Below are 15,227 nucleotides of genomic sequence, written 5' to 3'. Positions count from 1 at the left end.
TTGCGTCTCCCGGAATTACTGTCCTTTGCGGATCTTCGTCGTTCAGCGCTTGATATAGACAGGCTTTCGCTTCTCAAGGAAGGCCCTGATGCCTTCCGAAAACTCTTCCGAGCGGCTGCACAGGACCTGGTTGCGATCTTCCATCGCGATCGCAGCTTCCAGCGATCCGGCATCGACGCTCATGTTGAGACATTCCTTGGACAGGCGCAGCCCAACGGGCGAGGCGGTCATCATCGCCTCGACATAGGGCTCGGCCGCGTCGTCGAGTTCGCCCTCGTCCACGACTTCCGAGACCAGGCCGACCGCGAGCGCGCGCTCCGCGCCGATGAAGCGCCCGGTGAGGATCAGCTCGGATGCAACCGACACGCCGACGAGACGCGGCAGGAAATAGCTGGTGCCGATGTCGCAGCCGCCGAGACCAAGCTTGATGAAGGCGCAGTTCATCCGCGCCGATCTCGTCGCAAGGCGGATGTCGGACGCTAGCGCCAGCGCAAAGCCGCCGCCCGCAGCCGCGCCCTGCACCAGCGCCAGGATCGGCTGCGGACAGCGCCGCATCAGCATCACGATGTCGGCGATGCGCCGCTGCGAGTCCAGCGACTCCGCGACCGCAGGCGGCTCCTGCTGCCCGGCCCGGCGCTGCATCGCGGCCTTGAGGTCGAGGCCGGCACAGAAATTCTTGCCGGCGCCCTTCAGCACGACGACACGCGTGTCGCGATTGCGCTGAAGACCCTGAAAGTAGTCGTTGAGCGCGTCGATCAGCGCAGGATCGAGCGCATTGAGACTGTCAGGACGATTGAGCGTCACCCGGTCGACGCCGTCATCGTGCTCGATCAGCAGCGGTTGGGACATGGGGCCTCGCACTTCAGTCATGGGCCGGACTGCCACCCTCCCCTGGAGGGGGAGGGTCGATCGCGCGCAGCGCGAGCGGGGTGGGGTGACGGTCTCTCCCCGCCGAACGATGCCCGAGTGGAGAGATCACCCCACCCCGGCGCTTCGCGCCGACCCTCCCCCTCCAGGGGAGGGTAAATGCGCCACCTACCTTGGCGCCATGCGGATGGCGCCGTCGAGGCGGATGGTCTCGCCGTTGAGCATCGGGTTCTCGACGATGTGCACGGCGAGCATGCCGTATTCGTTGGCGTCGCCGAGACGCGATGGGTGCGGCACCTGGGCGCCCAGGCTCTTGCGCGCCTCTTCGTTCAAGCCCATGAGCAGCGGCGTGAAGAACAGGCCGGGCGCGATGGTGTTGACGCGGATCTTCTGGCTGGCGAGATCGCGCGCGGCCGGAAGCGTGAGGCCGACGACGCCACCCTTCGAGGCCGAATAGGCGATCTGTCCGATCTGGCCTTCGTAAGCGGCAACCGAAGCGGTGTTGATGATGACGCCGCGCTCTTCGCCGATGGGCTCCGCAGTTACGAGGCGCTCGGCAAACAGACGCAGGCAGTTGAAGGTGCCGATCAAGTTGACGTTGATGATGCGCGCGAACTTTTCGAGCGGATAGACGCCGTCGCGGCCCACGATGCGCTGCGAGCCGCCGATGCCGGCGCAGTTCATCAGCACGCGCGCGACGCCATGCGCGGCTTCGGCCTTGGCGATCGCGGCCTTGATCTGCTCCTCACTGGTGACGTCGGCATGAAGCGCAACGCCATTCACTTCCGCAGCGACCTTCTCGGCGTTTTCCTTGCTTTGGTCGATCACGCCGATCTTGGCGCCCTTGGCAGCCATGGCGCGGGCGGTCGCGGCACCAAGGCCCGAGCCACCGCCGGTGATGAGAACGGCTACGTCTTTCAACTGCATCGCTTCTACCTTTCCTCTACCTTTTCCTTGGGCGTTTCTTCTCTAGACTTGTGAATCATTGGCCGGACTATCCGGCAGCGGCAGCTTCCCCGGCTTGCGTGAGGATGCCGCCGCAGATCAGCGTTTCCATGTGCTTGATGTATTGCCGGCAGACATCATCGGTGACCGGGCCGACGCCGGTCGCGCGCGACATCGCGTGCCGGCCGAAGAACAGATGATCGCAGGCACCGATCAGACTGGTGTAGAACAGCACCGGATCGGTCTGGCGAAATTCGCCGCGGCTGACACCTTCCGCCAGCAGGCGGCGGTGGAAGTCGAGCAGCGGGGCGACGAAGAACTTCGAGACTTCATCGGCGGAGCCGGCGCTGGTCTCGTGCAGCAGATAGTGGATCAGCCGGTTCATGTACGGGAACCGGTGATAGGCACGGATGATGCCCGCGATATGCAGCTTCAGCTTCGCCGTCGACGTGATCGGCTGCGCCAGCAGATATTCCAGATTGGACATCTCGGTCGCGGCATCCCGCGCGAGCAGCGCCAGCAAAAGGCCGTCCTTGTTGCCGAAGTGATATTTGACCAGGGCGGCGTTGGCGCCGGACTTCTGCGCGATATCGGACAGCGATATCTCGATCGAGGAGCGTTCGATCATCAGCTCGCTGGCGGCCACCAGCAATTTCTCTGCCGTGGAATTTTTCCCGCCGGGGAGCCTGTTCGATACGCTGGTAGCCACGGATATCCCTGTTTTCGCCGCTTGAAGCGGGGCGCAGATAAGCCCAAGCAGCGCCTCATCACAAGAGTTAATTGATCGATTGACTAAACGATCTCTCGTCCCTTAAATCCGATCCCGACAACCAACCCAGTCAAAAATTCAGGGAGAGACCGACATGGCCGAGGCTTATATCGTCGCCGCTGCGCGCACCGCGGGCGGGCGCAAGGGGGGCCGTCTCGCCGGGTGGCATCCGGCCGATCTCGCCGCAAAAGCGCTGGATGAACTGGTCGATCGCACCAAGGTCGATCCCGCCCTGGTCGAGGACGTGATCATGGGCTGCGTCATGCAGGTCGGCGAGCAATCCAACAACGTCGCGCGCAATGCGGTGATGGCCTCGAAGCTGCCGGAGAGCGTGCCGGGCACGTCGATCGACCGCCAGTGCGGCTCCTCGCAGCAGGCGCTGCACTTCGCCGCGCAAGCAGTCATGTCGGGTGCGATGGATGTCGTGATCGCCGCCGGCGTGGAATCGATGACGCGGGTGCCGATGGGCCTGTCCTCGCAGCTGCCGGCCAAGAACGGTTTTGGCAATTACAAGAGCCCGGGCATCGAGAAGAAGTATCCGAACATCGTGTTCAGCCAGTTCACCGGCGCGGAGATGATGGCCGAGAAGTACGGCCTCTCGAAGGATGAACTCGACGAGTACTCCTATAACAGCCATCAGCGCGCGATCGCGGCGACGCAGGCTGGTCATTTCAAAAAGGAGATCGTGCCACTCGAGATCACCCGCGCCGACGGCAGCAAAGACACTCACCACATCGACGAGGGCATCCGGTTCGACGTCACGCTCGACGGCATCAAGGGCGTCAAGCTGATCGCCGAGAACGGCAAGCTCACTGCTGCGAGCGCCAGCCAGATCTGCGACGGCGCCTCGGGCGTGATGGTCGTGAACGAGAATGGCCTGAAGCAGCTCGGCGTCAAGCCGCTGGCGCGCATCCACCACATGACCATGACCGGCGGCGATCCCGTCATCATGCTCGATGCGCCGCTGCACGCCACCAAGAAAGCGCTGGAAAAAGCCGGCATGAAGATCGGCGACATCGACCTGTTCGAGGTCAACGAGGCCTTCGCCTCGGTGCCGACCGCATGGCTGAAGACCACCGGCGCCGATCCGGAGCGTCTCAACGTCAACGGCGGCGCCATCGCGCTCGGTCACCCCCTCGGCGGCTCCGGCACCAAGCTGATGACGACGCTGGTCCACGCCCTGCACCAGCGCGGCAAGCGCTACGGCCTGCAGACCATGTGCGAAGGCGGCGGCATGGCCAACGTGACGATCGTGGAACGACTGTAAAAAACAAAAGCGAGTAGTGAGTGGCGAGTAGCGAATGGTGAGTAGGCGAAGAACGGTTTGTCCTTCTTCCCTATTCGCCACTCGCTACTCGCCATTCGCGTTTTGAGGAAACGCCATGACCCATCCCTCCGTCCACGCCCGCACTACGCCCGACAAGATCGCCTACCAGATGGCGGGTACCGGCAAAGCGATCACCTATCGCGAGCTCGACGAGCTCTCGAACCAGGGCGCGCAGCTGTTCCGCTCGCTGGGGCTCAAGACCGGCGACCATATCGCGCTGCTGATGGAGAACCGCCTCGCCTTCATGGAGATCTGCTGGGCTGCGCAGCGCAGCGGGCTCTATTACACAGCGATCAGCCGCTACCTGAAGCAGGACGAGATCGACTACATCGTGAAGGATTGCGGCGCCAAGGTCGTGATCACCACCCCCAAATGCGCCGACCAGATCAAGGGGCTGATCAAGGGTACGGCCGGCGAGCCGATCTTCTACATGATGGACGAGCCGCTGCCGGGCTTCCGCTCCTACGACAGGGAAGCCGCCGCGCAGCCGACGACGCCGATCGCGGACGAGGTCGCCGGCTACGACATGCTTTATTCATCCGGCACCACCGGACGGCCCAAGGGCGTCAAGAAGGCCTTCGAGGGCAAAGCGATCGACGAGCCGAATCCGCTTCTGCGCATCCTCTGCGCCGACATGTGCGGCATGAACGCCGAGAGCACCTATCTGTCGCCGGCGCCGCTCTATCACGCGGCGCCCCTGCGCTTCAACATGATGGCGATCGTGCTCGGCGGCACCTCCATCATCATGGAGCACTTTGACGCTGAAGAGTTCTTGAAGCTGGTCGAGAAATACAAGGTGACGCAATCCCAGCTGGTGCCGACCATGTTCGTGCGCATGCTGAAGCTGCCGGACGAGGTCCGCACGAAGTACGACGTCTCCACCCTGAAGGGCGCGATCCACGCCGCCGCGCCCTGCCCGGTCGACGTCAAGGCAAAGATGATCGAATGGTGGGGGCCGATCCTGATCGAGTATTACGCCGGCTCGGAAGGCAACGGCGTCACCGTCTGCAACTCGCAGCAATGGCTCGAGCACCGCGGCAGCGTCGGCCGCGCCGTGGTCGGCAAGATCAAGATTCTCGACGAGAACGACGAGGAACAGCCGGTGGGCGAAATCGGGACGGTCTATTTCGCCGACGCGCCCGCGTTCACCTATCACAACGATCCCGAGAAGACGAAGAAGGCCTACAACGCCAAGGGGTGGTCGACCCTCGGCGATGTCGGCTATCTCGACAAGGACGGCTTCCTCTATCTCACCGACCGCAAGTCCTACATGATCATCTCGGGCGGGGTGAACATCTACCCGCAGGAGACCGAGGACGTGCTGATCACGCACCCGGAGGTCGCCGACGTCGCCGTGTTCGGCGTGCCGAACGAGGAGATGGGCGAAGAGGTCAAGGCGGTGGTGCAGCCGCACGATATGGCTGGCGCCGGCAAGGCGCTCGAGGCCGATCTGATCGCCTACTGCAAGACCCGCCTCTCCGCCATCAAGTGCCCGCGTTCGATCGATTTCGAAGCCGAGCTGCCGCGCACGCCCACGGGCAAGCTGGTGAAGCGGCATCTGCGCGACAAATATTGGCCGAAGACGGCGACCAAGATTTAGAAGGTCTCGTGTCCCGGACGCGGTGCAGCGCGCAGCGTTGCACCGCAGAGCCGGGACCCACCTCGCTGCAGTGCCGGGCCCCGGCTCTGCAGTGCGTCACTACGTGCCGCACTGGGTCCGGGACACGAGACCGGTGCCCTCAATCGAACAAACTCGGCGTGTGGTTCACCAGCGCGCCCTCGATCTCGAGCATCTTCAGCTTGGTCACCACGCCGCCATTCGCCGAGAAGCCGCCCGGCTTGTTGCCGGCCGCCAGCACGCGATGGCAGGGCACCACGATCGGGCACGGGTTACGGCCGAGCGCCTGGCCGACGTCGCGCGACAGCTGGACGCCGCCGAGCTGCTTGGCGATGTCGCCATAGGTGATCGTCTTGCCCGGCGGGACAGTGCGGGCGATCTCGTAGACGCCGCGGTTGAATTCGGGAACGCCGTCGAGGTCGAGCGGAATGTCGATGAGATCATCCGGCTCGCCCACGAGCAGTTTCGTGATGCGGTCGATCGCCTGCTGCACCTCGGCGGTCGGCTCGGCTTCACTGGCATCGGCGTGGCGCTGGTGGATGCGGGTGCGGATCTTCTGCTCGCCCCCCATCGGCAATTGCGTGCCGTTGATGCCGCGCGGACCCCAGGCGATGGCGCACAGGCCGATCCGGGTGTCGAACAGGGCAAAATGCTGGTCGGTCATGACTTGGTTCCTGGCTTGCGTCTGGTGCAGGCCCCCACTTTGATGTCGTGCCAAATCTAGGCTTGGAAATAGTTGCGATCCACCCGGTTTCCGGGAATCTTGCACAGGAGTTCCAACCCATCGCGAGCCCGGAATGCAAAGCCTCCACGTCAACGGATACGACATGCCCTATCTCGACGTGGGCGAGGACAGAAGCCGTCCGCCGCTGGTCTGCGTCCACGGCTCGCTCAACGACTTCCGGGTCTGGGGCTGCGTGCTCGGGCCGCTGTCGCAGCGACATCGGGTGATCGCTGTCAGCCTGCGGCACTTCTTCCCGGAGCGCTGGGACGGCGTCGGCGACACCTATTCGATCGCACAGCATGTCGACGACGTCATCGCTTTCATCGACGAGATCGATCTCGGGCCGGTCGACCTGATGGGTCATTCCCGCGGCGGGCATATCTGCTTCCGCGTGGCGCAGCGGCGACCGGACCTGCTCCGGCGGCTGATCCTGGCCGAGCCCGGCGGCGAGCTCGATGCGAGCCTCGATCCGGATTACGTCGGCGGCCCCTCGCCGCTGCTGGCGCGCTTCACGGCTTCCGCAGAGAAGATCGCGGCCGGCGATGTCGACGGCGGCCTTGCCGTCTTCGTCGACGCGCTGGAGGGGCCCGGCACCTGGCCGCGATTGCCGGCGATGGTGAAACAGAATCTGCGCGACAACGCCATGACGCTGATCGGCCAGGTCCGCGACAACCGCCCGCCATTCTCGAAGGCGGATGCGGAGGCGATCAAGATGCCGACGCTGTTCATCCTAGGCGCCCGGACCAAGGGCCTGCTGCCGAAGGTGCTGCATGCGCTGGCCGCGCATGTGCCCTATTCCAGGACGGCGATCATCCCGAACGCGACGCATCCGATGTTCGAGCAGGCGCCGCAGAAATATTCCGAAGTGGTGCTGGATTTTCTGGCGAGCTGACCAATGCAAACCCTCCGCGTCAACGGTTACGACATGGCCTATCTCGAAGCCGGCGAAGGCCCGCCGCTGGTCTGCGTGCATGGCACGCTCGGGGATTTCCGCACCTGGTATGCGGTGCTGGGCCCACTGTCGAAAGCACATCGGGTGATCTCGGTCAGCCTGCGGCATTTCTTCCCCGAGCATTGGGATGCGGTCGGCGACGACTACAAGATGGCGCAGCACGTCGCCGACGTGATCGCGTTCATCGAGCAGGTCCGGCCCGGCCCGGTCGATCTGATGGGCCATTCGCGCGGCGGCCACATCGCTTTTCGCGCCGCGCAGGCGCGGCCGGATCTGTTGCGCAAGCTGGTGCTGGCCGAGCCCGGCGGCGATCTCGACGCATCCCTGCCGGTGCCGGAAGGCACGCCCGCGCATCCGCCGCTGGCGGCCCGCACCGTACGATCGGTCGAGATGATCCGCACCGGCGACATCGAAGGCGCGCTGCAGAACTTCTACGAAGGCATCGAAGGCGACGGCTCCTGGCGCCGCGTGCCGGCAGCCGCGAAGCAGCAGCTGCGTGACAACGCGCTCACCTTCCTCGGCCAGATCAACGAGCAGCGCCGGCCTTATACGCTCAGCGATGCGCAGGCGATCAGGACGCCGACGCTGCTGATCGGCGGCGGCGCAACCACCGGCAGCCTGTCGGTGATGTGGCGTGTGCTGGCCGAGCACATCGCGGGCGCTGAGACAGCGGTGATCCCGAACGCCGGCCACTGGATGTTCGAGCAGGCGCCGCTCGAGTTCGGCGAGGTGGTGAACAGATTCCTGGCTGAGTAGGTCTCTTTCTTCCTTCGCCCCTTGTGGGAGAAAGGGGCGCGAAGCGCCGGATGAGGGGTTCTGTCCGCCGTTACATCTGCAAATGAGTCTGCGGAGAAATACCCCTCACCCGAGTGAGTTCGTGTCTCCTGGCGGAGCTGCCCTCTCCCGCAAGGGGTCCGCAAGGGGAGAGGGCACGGAAACTCACACCTTCCACACGCCGACCGGCATCTTGATCGTCGCGTTCAGGCGGTTCCAGACGTTGATCGTCGCGATCGCGAGGATCAGGGTTGCGAGCTCGCGCTCGTCGAAATGCTTGTCGGCCTCGTTCCAGACCGCATCCGGCACCGGGTCCTCGCGATCGGCAAGACGCGTGACCGCCTCGGTCAAGGCCAGCGCGGCGCGCTCGGCGTCGGTGAAATAGGGTGCATCGCGCCAGGCGGACACGGCGAACAGGCGCTCGTCGGTCTCGCCCAGCTTGCGGGCGACCTTGGGATGCATATCGACGCAGACGCTGCAGCCATTGATCTGGCTGGCGCGCAGGTGCACCAGTTCCAGGAGCTTTTCCGGCATGCCCTGCTTTGTCAGGTCGCCGAGAGACTGCAGGACTTTCATGGCCTCGGGCAGCACCATGACGGGGTGATTCATGCGGGCGTGCATCATTTGCGTCTCCATCTGTCGAATTTCGAAGGTTCCGGTCACATCGGCCGGATTGGCTTCGTCAAGAGCGTGACGGATCGCAAAGAGGAAATGTGACGGATGACCGGACAGAATTTTCTCACCCAACAATTCGAGGCGAGCAGGGACCATTTGCGCGCGGTCGCCTACCGCATGCTGGGCTCGTGCGCCGAGGTCGACGATGCCGTGCAGGAGGCGTGGCTGCGGGTCAGCCGCTACGACATGTCCGATGTCGCGAACCTGCGCGGCTGGCTGACCACCGTGGTTGCGCGCATCTGCCTCGACATGCTGCGCGCGCCGAAGTCGCGCCGCGAGGATCCAATGGGGCCGCACGTGCCCGAGCCGGTCGACGAGACGCGGGAGCGCGAGGCGGAGATGGCCGACTCCGTCGGCGCGGCTCTGCTGGTGGTGCTCGATACCTTGCAGCCGGCGGAGCGGCTCGCCTTCGTGCTGCACGACATGTTCGCCGTGCCCTTCGAGGAGATCGCGCCGATCGTCGGCCGCTCCGTCGAGGCCTCGCGCCAGCTGGCGAGCCGCGCCCGGCGGCGCGTGCAGGGGGCGCCGGTGCCCGAGACGGATCTGTCGCATCAACGCAGGATCGTCGATGCATTTCTCAAAGCCTCGCGCGAAGGCGATTTCGAGGGCCTGCTCGCGGTGCTCGATCCCGACGTCGTGTTCCGCGCCGATCAGGCCGCCGTGCGGCTCGGCTCGCTGCCCGAGATCCGCGGTGCCGACGCCGTCGCGCAGACCTTCAAGGGCCGCGCCCAGGCCGCGCGAACGGCGCTGGTCGATGGCGAGCTGGGTGTTGCCGTCGTCCTCGGCGGGCAGCTGCGCATCGCGCTGCGGGTGACGTTCAATGGCGACCGCATTGGCGGGATCGAGGCACTGGCCGATCGGGAACGGATCGCCGCGCTGGGGGTGGAGGTGCTGGAGTGACCCATTTCGGCGAAAACAACCCCATGCACAGTAGACGATCCTTGTGACATCAATGGTTTAGCAGAGCTCAAAGAGCTGCTTTGGAGAGCGGACCCCGAAGTCCGCCTTGACGCCTCTCCCCTCCCGACATACCCTCCGATATGGAATTCCGTATTCCGCACCAGGAGCCGCCGGCGTGATTCCTCTCGATCCGCTCCCGAATCTGATCGACCAGGTCTATACGCGGATCCTGGAAGCGATCTCCGACCGCACATTGCGTCCCGGCCAGCGCATCCGTCAGAACGAGCTGGCCGACAGGCTCGGCGTGTCGCGCCAGCCGGTCTCGCATGCGCTACATCTGTTGCACCGCCAGGGCCTGGTCGCCGAAAGCGGCCGCCGGGGATTTGAAGTCACCCAGCTCGATCCCGCGCGCATCCGCCAGCTCTACGAGGTACGCGGCGCCATCGACGCACTGGCGGCACGACTCGCCGCGGCGCGAGCAGGCACTGACGCGGCCGGACGCGCACGGCTCGACGCGGCGCTTGCCGCCGGACGCCGCAGCGACCGCAACACGGCGCTGGCCGAGCTCATCGCGCTCGATGTCGACTTCCACCGCGCGATCTATCAGCTCGCCGGCAATCCCGTGATCGAGGAAACGATCGCACCGCAATGGCCGCATATGCGGCGCTCGATGGCGACGGTGTTATCCGAGCTCGATTATCGCGACAGCGCCTGGGCCGAACATGCCGACATCGCCGCACGCATTCTCGCCGGCGACGCGAACGGAGCCGAGCGTGCGGCGCTGGTGCATGCGCAGACGGCAGGACGGATGACCGAGGAGCGATTGAGGGCGACGGACGAGGCGGCGGCGTAATCGCAAACGCCGTCATGGCCGGGCTTGTCCCGGCCATCCACGCCTTTCCGCCCGGTCCAAAGAACGTGGATGCCCGGGGCAAGCCCGGGCATGACGAAAGAGAAGACAGATATACAAACCAAGGAGGACGCCCCATGAAACTGTCTCAGGAGCAATTGAAGTTCTTCCACCGCGAGGGCTGGCTGTTTCTGCCCGAGTTGTTCGCCCAGGAGGAGGTCGATCTGCTTGCGCGCGAGGCGGTCGGCATCTACGACGCGAACCGGCCGGAGGTCTGGCGCGAGAAGAGCGGCGCGCCGCGCACGGCCTTTGCCGCACACCTCTACAATGAGGCCTTCGGACTCCTCGGCGCGCATCCGCGCATGATCGAGCCGGTCGAGCAGCTGTTCGGCGAGCCCGTCTACATGCACCAGTTCAAGATCAACGCGAAATCGGCCTTCACCGGCGACGTCTGGCAGTGGCACCAGGATTACGGCACCTGGAAGCGCGACGACGGCATGCCGGAGCCGCGGGCAATGAACATCGCGATCTTCCTCGACGAGGTGATGCCGATCAACGGCCCCCTGATGCTGGTGCCGCGCAGCCAGAATGCCGGCGACCTGGAGGCCTCGCATGACCTCGCCACCACCTCCTATCCGCTGTGGACGCTGGACGAGGACACCGTGACGCGCCTCGTCAAGCAGGGCGGCATCGTGGCGCCCACCGGCAAGCCAGGCGGCATGCTGATGTTCCACGGCAACCTCGTGCATGGATCTGCCGGCAACATCACGCCCTACCCGCGCAAGATCGTGTACCTGACGCTGAACGCGGTCTCGAACTACATCCGCACACCGACCCGGCCGGACTACATCGCGCATCGCGACTTCACGCCGATCAAGACCGTGGACGACGACGCGCTGCTGCGGCTCGCCCGTGCACCGCGTCAGGCTGCGGAGTAAAATAGGCCTCGTGCCACATCCTCAGTCGTCATGCCCGGGCTTGACCCGGGCATCCACGACTTGACGCGATCGCCATCAGGAAGACGTGGATGGCCGGGTCAAGCCCGGCCATGACGATCTGATAGAGACATGCGTCTCACGACTGCTGCATCACTGGAAAAATCTCCCATGAACCTCTTCCGCCTCCTCCAGGCCCGTTTCTCCACCGGCAAGCCGGTCCGAGTCGCGCTGATCGGCGCCGGCAAATTCGGCTCGATGTTCTTGGCGCAGGTGCCGCACACGCCTGGGCTGGAGGTGCCCATCATCGTCGACATCGACCGCGACCGCGCGCGTGAGGCCTGCCGCACGGTCGGCTGGAGCGCCGAGCGGATCGCCGCAACCATGTTCACCGATGACGGCGCACGCGCCATTGCCGGCGGCGCGATGGACGTGGTGGTGGAGGCGACCGGCAATCCTGCGGTCGGCATCAAGCATGCGCGCGCCGCGATCGCGGCCGGCAAGCATATCGTGATGGTGAATGTCGAGGCCGATGTGCTGGCGGGCCCCCTGCTCGCCGAGGAAGCGCGCAAGGCGGGCGTGGTCTATTCGCTCGCCTATGGCGACCAGCCGGCGCTGACCGCGGAGATGGTGGATTGGGCGCGGGCCACCGGCTTCCGCGTCGTCGCTGCCGGCAAAGGCACGAAATATCTGCCGGCCTATCACGACGTGACGCCCGACGGCGTGTGGCAGCATTACGGCCTGACTGCGGGCGAGGCGCAATCGGCCGGCATGAATCCGCAGATGTTCAATTCCTTTCTCGACGGCACCAAATCGGCGATCGAGATGGCCGCGATTGCGAACGCCTGCGGTCTCGACGTGCCCACGGACGGCCTGCTGTTTCCGCCCTGCGGCGTCGACGACCTGCCGCACATCATGCGGCCGCGCTCGCGCGGCGGCGTGCTGGAACGGTCCGGCGTCGTCGAGGTCGTCTCCTCGCTCGAGCGCGACGGCCGGCCGGTGTTTCGCGATCTGCGCTGGGGCGTCTATGTCGTGCTGGAGGCGCCGAACGACTATGCCGCCGACTGCTTCAGGCAATATGGCCTGAAGACTGACGCCAGCGGACGCTTCGCCGCGATGTACAAGCCCTACCATCTGATCGGGCTCGAGCTGAACATCTCGGTGCTGTCGGCCGCGCTGCGGGGCGAACCGACCGGGCAGGCCATCGGCTTCCGCGGCGACGTCGCAGCGGTGGCCAAGCGCAATCTGCGCGCCGGCGAGATGCTCGACGGCGAGGGGGGCTATACGGTGTGGGGCAAGCTGTTACCGGCGGCTGCGAGCCTGACGACCGGCGCCCTGCCCATTGGACTAGCACATCGCGTGAAGCTGAAACATGACGTCGCCCATGGCGCGGTGGTGCGCTGGAGCGACATCGAATTCGATGCGGGCAACGAAACGGTGAAGACGCGCAAGGCCATGGAAGCCGCGTTCGCAGCGCAGCATTGACCGGCCGGCCGGCGCCACAACCAAAGTGCGCTTGATTTGCGGTTCCCCTTTGGTCATGCTGACTGCGATCCGGGAATATTGAACTTCGGACATCAAGAAACGTCGGCCACCGGCGAAGACGAAAGCGGCGCCAAGACCGCGGTCCCTCGTCGAGGACACGACATCACAGGAGGGAAACGCATGGAACGTCGTAAATTTTTGACGGCAGGCGGATTGGGCCTGGCCGCGAGTGCCGTTGCCGCGCCGGCTATCGCGCAATCAATGCCCGAGGTGAAATGGCGGCTGGCGGCGAGTTGGCCGAAATCGCTCGATACGCTCTACGGCGGCTGCGAATATTTCTGCAAGCGCGTCGCCGAGATCACCGACAACCGCTTTCAGATCCAGCCCTTTGCTGCCGGTGAAATCGTGCCGGGCCTGCAGGTGCTCGACGCCGTCTCGAACGGCACCGTCGAGATGGGCAACACTGCGCTTTACTACTATTGGGGCAAGAACCCCGCGTTCACCTTCGGCACATCGCTGCCGTTCGGTCTCAACACGCGCCAGCACATCTCCTGGCTGTTGTGGAACGGCGGTCAGGACATGCTCAACGCTCTCTTGAAGGAGCACAATGCGATCGGCGTTCCCACAGGGTCGACCGGTGCTCAGATGGGCGGCTGGTTTCGCAAGGAGATCAAGACCGTCGATGATCTCAAGGGCCTGAAATTCCGCGTCGGCGGCTTCGCCGGCACCATCATCTCGAAGCTTGGTGGCGTACCGCAACAGATCGCGGCCGGCGACATCTATCCGGCGCTGGAGAAGGGGACGATCGACGCGGCGGAGTGGGTCGGGCCTTATGACGACGAAAAGCTCGGTTTCGTGAAGGTGGCGAAGTACTATTACTATCCCGGCTGGTGGGAAGGCACCGGCCAGGGCCATAACATCATGAACCTCGAAAAGTGGAATGCGTTGCCGAAGCACTATCAGGCGGCGATCAGCACGGCATCACTGGACACCTTCACTTGGGTGACGGGCAAGTACGACTCCGTCAACCCGCCGGCCTTGAAGCGCTTGCTGTCTGTTGGCGCGATCCTCAAGCCGTTCCCGCAGGAGGTGCTCGAGGCCTGCTACGGCGCAGCGAACGAGATCTACGCCGATCTCGCCAAGAACAACCCGCATTTCAGCAAGATGTATGCGAGCCTCACCGCCTTCCGCAGCGAGTCGCTCGCCTGGATGCAGGTGGCCGAGCTCAGCTTCGACACCTTCATGATGCGAATGCGGACGAGGACGTAGCTGCATCACGCTGCGAACGGCAAAACGACGAAAGCCCCGGAGATGTCTCCGGGGCTTTTGCTTCGAGCGTGGGTCTCGTCGCCGGCCTGGTTAAGCCGGGGCATGACGGCATTCCACGATCAATTGTCCTCGTCGCCGAGCGCAGCGACCAGCTTGTCGTAGTACTTGCCGACGAGATCGATGTTGCCCTTGTTCTCGATTGGCGGGGCCGGCGTCTTCAGCGCCTGGTTGAGCTCGTCGAGTGCTTCTTTCTTGTCCTTGGCCGGCATCTTCTTGTCGGCCTGGACCTCCGCGATCTGCGCCTTGATGACTGCTTCGGGGCCGACATACCTCTTGGTCGCCGGATCGAAGCCGCCGATCACGAGGCTGATGTTGTCCACGACGGTGTTGTAGTCGTCATAGCTGGCAAAGCCATGCTTCTTGGCGACATCCTCGAGCTGCGCGATGACCTTCTGGTCGGGGGCGGTGTTCTCCGGGAGCTTCTCCGTGATCGCGTCCATGTCCTTCTGCGCAGCGAGCACGCCGTCGAGCTGCTTGTCGGTCAGCGCAATCTGCTTCAACGCAGGCGCCTGCTGCGCCGGCGCGGCCGGCTGAGCGGGCGCAGCCTGCTGCTTGGCTTGCGCGAAAGCAGAGCCGGAGGAGGCGAACGAAGCTGCAGACAGAAGGCACGCAACGCTCAGCGCGGTGAGGGCGGGACGAAGCAATGCTGACATGAAGGGCTCCTCCTGGAGGGGGATGGTTGGTCTTGGCGGCTGAAAGCTAGGGGCCACGACGTGAACTGCGCATGAACTCCGCGCATCGCTGCTAGCAACAGATCATGGCCGAATGATCACGACTCGGTGGGAGCCTGATGGCGCCCCTGTTCGATCAAGCCGAGCGGGCTCTCTGCGATGTGCTTCCGGATCTCGTCACGAAACGGTGAGGCCCTTGTTCGGATTCGAATGCAGCTGCTGCGAGCGCCGAAGGTCGTTGGACGCAGACACCTGCATCGTTGATGGCGGATACCACTTCGCGCGGGGTTGTCTGGAGATTCCGGTCCAAGGAGAGACCGAACCATTCGTCTCGCAGTCCGGTGTCGCTGAGCCGGAGCAGCTTCGCGATGTTTAAGTCCAGGCCTGGACTGGTCGGAACGCGACC

At 64.6% G+C, this 15,227-nt stretch carries 16 protein-coding genes; 10 read left to right on the top strand and 6 right to left on the bottom strand.

All coding sequences use genetic code 11. The features are described 5' to 3' along the window. Nucleotides 1-42: 42 nt before the first annotated feature. The 3 genes from ABIG06_RS16060 to ABIG06_RS16050 form a co-directional block, all read right to left on the bottom strand. Complete coding sequence (locus tag ABIG06_RS16060) at nt 43-849, bottom strand: enoyl-CoA hydratase/isomerase family protein (protein WP_370137762.1); 807 nt, start codon at nt 847-849, stop codon at nt 43-45. Nucleotides 850-1,035: 186 nt separating this feature from the next. After that, nucleotides 1,036-1,794, bottom strand: coding sequence for an SDR family NAD(P)-dependent oxidoreductase (locus tag ABIG06_RS16055; protein ID WP_124163983.1), 759 nt, complete (start codon nt 1,792-1,794; stop codon nt 1,036-1,038). 67 nt (nt 1,795-1,861) lie between these two features. Further along, nucleotides 1,862-2,521 carry a TetR family transcriptional regulator gene (locus ABIG06_RS16050; RefSeq protein WP_370137760.1) on the bottom strand — a complete coding sequence of 220 codons (660 nt, stop codon included), beginning with the start codon at nt 2,519-2,521 and terminating at the stop codon, nt 1,862-1,864. A 154-nt stretch (nt 2,522-2,675) separates the two neighbouring features. Here ABIG06_RS16050 and ABIG06_RS16045 point away from each other — a divergent pair, with 154 nt between their 5' ends. After that, nucleotides 2,676-3,848, top strand: a complete 1,173-nt coding sequence (locus tag ABIG06_RS16045) for an acetyl-CoA C-acetyltransferase (protein ID WP_370137759.1) — start codon at nt 2,676-2,678, stop codon at nt 3,846-3,848. A gap of 115 nt (nt 3,849-3,963) precedes the next feature. Further along, on the top strand, nt 3,964-5,508 hold the full coding sequence (locus ABIG06_RS16040; protein ID WP_424578352.1) for an acyl-CoA synthetase: 1,545 nt from the start codon (nt 3,964-3,966) through the stop codon (nt 5,506-5,508). Nucleotides 5,509-5,647: 139 nt separating this feature from the next. Here ABIG06_RS16040 and ABIG06_RS16035 read toward each other — a convergent pair whose 3' ends face one another. Next, nucleotides 5,648-6,190, bottom strand: a complete 543-nt coding sequence (locus ABIG06_RS16035) for a methylated-DNA--[protein]-cysteine S-methyltransferase (RefSeq protein WP_370137756.1) — start codon at nt 6,188-6,190, stop codon at nt 5,648-5,650. A gap of 133 nt (nt 6,191-6,323) precedes the next feature. Between ABIG06_RS16035 and ABIG06_RS16030 the strand changes: the two genes are divergently transcribed. Both ABIG06_RS16030 and ABIG06_RS16025 read left to right on the top strand, forming a co-directional pair. Further along, on the top strand, nt 6,324-7,142 hold the full coding sequence (locus ABIG06_RS16030; RefSeq protein WP_124163978.1) for an alpha/beta fold hydrolase: 819 nt from the start codon (nt 6,324-6,326) through the stop codon (nt 7,140-7,142). A 3-nt stretch (nt 7,143-7,145) separates the two neighbouring features. Beyond that, nucleotides 7,146-7,958 (top strand): alpha/beta fold hydrolase, encoded by an 813-nt coding sequence (locus tag ABIG06_RS16025; RefSeq protein ID WP_124163977.1) that lies wholly within the window; start codon nt 7,146-7,148, stop codon nt 7,956-7,958. Nucleotides 7,959-8,141: 183 nt separating this feature from the next. Here ABIG06_RS16025 and ABIG06_RS16020 read toward each other — a convergent pair whose 3' ends face one another. Beyond that, nucleotides 8,142-8,597: a carboxymuconolactone decarboxylase family protein gene (locus tag ABIG06_RS16020; RefSeq protein ID WP_370140861.1), complete on the bottom strand. Its 456-nt coding sequence runs from the start codon at nt 8,595-8,597 to the stop codon at nt 8,142-8,144. Nucleotides 8,598-8,696: 99 nt separating this feature from the next. Here ABIG06_RS16020 and ABIG06_RS16015 point away from each other — a divergent pair, with 99 nt between their 5' ends. From ABIG06_RS16015 to ABIG06_RS15995, 5 genes are all read left to right on the top strand, one after another. Then, entirely contained in the window at nt 8,697-9,551 is an 855-nt protein-coding gene (locus ABIG06_RS16015; RefSeq protein ID WP_370137753.1) for a sigma-70 family RNA polymerase sigma factor, read from the top strand. A gap of 175 nt (nt 9,552-9,726) precedes the next feature. Further along, nucleotides 9,727-10,404, top strand: coding sequence for a GntR family transcriptional regulator (locus ABIG06_RS16010; protein ID WP_124163988.1), 678 nt, complete (start codon nt 9,727-9,729; stop codon nt 10,402-10,404). Nucleotides 10,405-10,538: 134 nt separating this feature from the next. Continuing rightward, nucleotides 10,539-11,339, top strand: a complete 801-nt coding sequence (locus ABIG06_RS16005) for a phytanoyl-CoA dioxygenase family protein (RefSeq protein WP_370137752.1) — start codon at nt 10,539-10,541, stop codon at nt 11,337-11,339. Nucleotides 11,340-11,507: 168 nt separating this feature from the next. Next, the gene (locus ABIG06_RS16000; protein WP_370137750.1) at nt 11,508-12,821 is read left to right on the top strand and encodes an NAD(P)H-dependent oxidoreductase; all 1,314 of its coding nucleotides are present in this window, start codon (nt 11,508-11,510) and stop codon (nt 12,819-12,821) included. Nucleotides 12,822-13,001: 180 nt separating this feature from the next. Then, a complete protein-coding gene (locus tag ABIG06_RS15995; protein ID WP_124163985.1) occupies nt 13,002-14,090 on the top strand; it encodes a TRAP transporter substrate-binding protein in 1,089 nt (362 codons plus the stop codon). 119 nt (nt 14,091-14,209) lie between these two features. Here ABIG06_RS15995 and ABIG06_RS15990 read toward each other — a convergent pair whose 3' ends face one another. Then, nucleotides 14,210-14,803: a hypothetical protein gene (locus tag ABIG06_RS15990; RefSeq protein ID WP_370137747.1), complete on the bottom strand. Its 594-nt coding sequence runs from the start codon at nt 14,801-14,803 to the stop codon at nt 14,210-14,212. Between the two features lie 112 nt (nt 14,804-14,915). On the opposite strand from ABIG06_RS15990, the gene ABIG06_RS15985 reads away from it, so the two are divergent. Then, entirely contained in the window at nt 14,916-15,197 is a 282-nt protein-coding gene (locus ABIG06_RS15985) for a DUF2199 domain-containing protein (RefSeq protein ID WP_424578351.1), read from the top strand. The last annotated feature ends 30 nt before the right edge of the window (nt 15,198-15,227 follow it).

It is taken from the genome of Bradyrhizobium sp. USDA 326 (genome assembly GCF_049739485.1).
Taxonomy (GTDB): Bacteria; Pseudomonadota; Alphaproteobacteria; order Rhizobiales; family Xanthobacteraceae; genus Bradyrhizobium.
The sequence above is the reverse complement of the archived record's forward strand: the minus strand, read 5'-3'. Positions and strand labels throughout refer to the sequence as shown.

What these genes read in the sequence shown, in the direction of transcription:
- ABIG06_RS16020 (WP_370140861.1), bottom strand. Translation starts at nt 8,597, where the DNA reads ATGCACGCCCGCATGAATCACCCCGTCATGGTGCTGCCCGAGGCCATG.
- ABIG06_RS16060 (WP_370137762.1), bottom strand. Translation starts at nt 849, where the DNA reads ATGTCCCAACCGCTGCTGATCGAGCACGATGACGGCGTCGACCGGGTG.
- ABIG06_RS15995 (WP_124163985.1), top strand. Translation starts at nt 13,002, where the DNA reads ATGGAACGTCGTAAATTTTTGACGGCAGGCGGATTGGGCCTGGCCGCG.
- ABIG06_RS16015 (WP_370137753.1), top strand. Translation starts at nt 8,697, where the DNA reads ATGACCGGACAGAATTTTCTCACCCAACAATTCGAGGCGAGCAGGGAC.
- ABIG06_RS16005 (WP_370137752.1), top strand. Translation starts at nt 10,539, where the DNA reads ATGAAACTGTCTCAGGAGCAATTGAAGTTCTTCCACCGCGAGGGCTGG.
- ABIG06_RS15990 (WP_370137747.1), bottom strand. Translation starts at nt 14,803, where the DNA reads ATGTCAGCATTGCTTCGTCCCGCCCTCACCGCGCTGAGCGTTGCGTGC.
- ABIG06_RS15985 (WP_424578351.1), top strand. Translation starts at nt 14,916, where the DNA reads ATGATCACGACTCGGTGGGAGCCTGATGGCGCCCCTGTTCGATCAAGC.
- ABIG06_RS16000 (WP_370137750.1), top strand. Translation starts at nt 11,508, where the DNA reads ATGAACCTCTTCCGCCTCCTCCAGGCCCGTTTCTCCACCGGCAAGCCG.
- ABIG06_RS16045 (WP_370137759.1), top strand. Translation starts at nt 2,676, where the DNA reads ATGGCCGAGGCTTATATCGTCGCCGCTGCGCGCACCGCGGGCGGGCGC.
- ABIG06_RS16035 (WP_370137756.1), bottom strand. Translation starts at nt 6,190, where the DNA reads ATGACCGACCAGCATTTTGCCCTGTTCGACACCCGGATCGGCCTGTGC.
- ABIG06_RS16030 (WP_124163978.1), top strand. Translation starts at nt 6,324, where the DNA reads ATGCAAAGCCTCCACGTCAACGGATACGACATGCCCTATCTCGACGTG.
- ABIG06_RS16025 (WP_124163977.1), top strand. Translation starts at nt 7,146, where the DNA reads ATGCAAACCCTCCGCGTCAACGGTTACGACATGGCCTATCTCGAAGCC.
- ABIG06_RS16055 (WP_124163983.1), bottom strand. Translation starts at nt 1,794, where the DNA reads ATGCAGTTGAAAGACGTAGCCGTTCTCATCACCGGCGGTGGCTCGGGC.
- ABIG06_RS16040 (WP_424578352.1), top strand. Translation starts at nt 3,964, where the DNA reads ATGACCCATCCCTCCGTCCACGCCCGCACTACGCCCGACAAGATCGCC.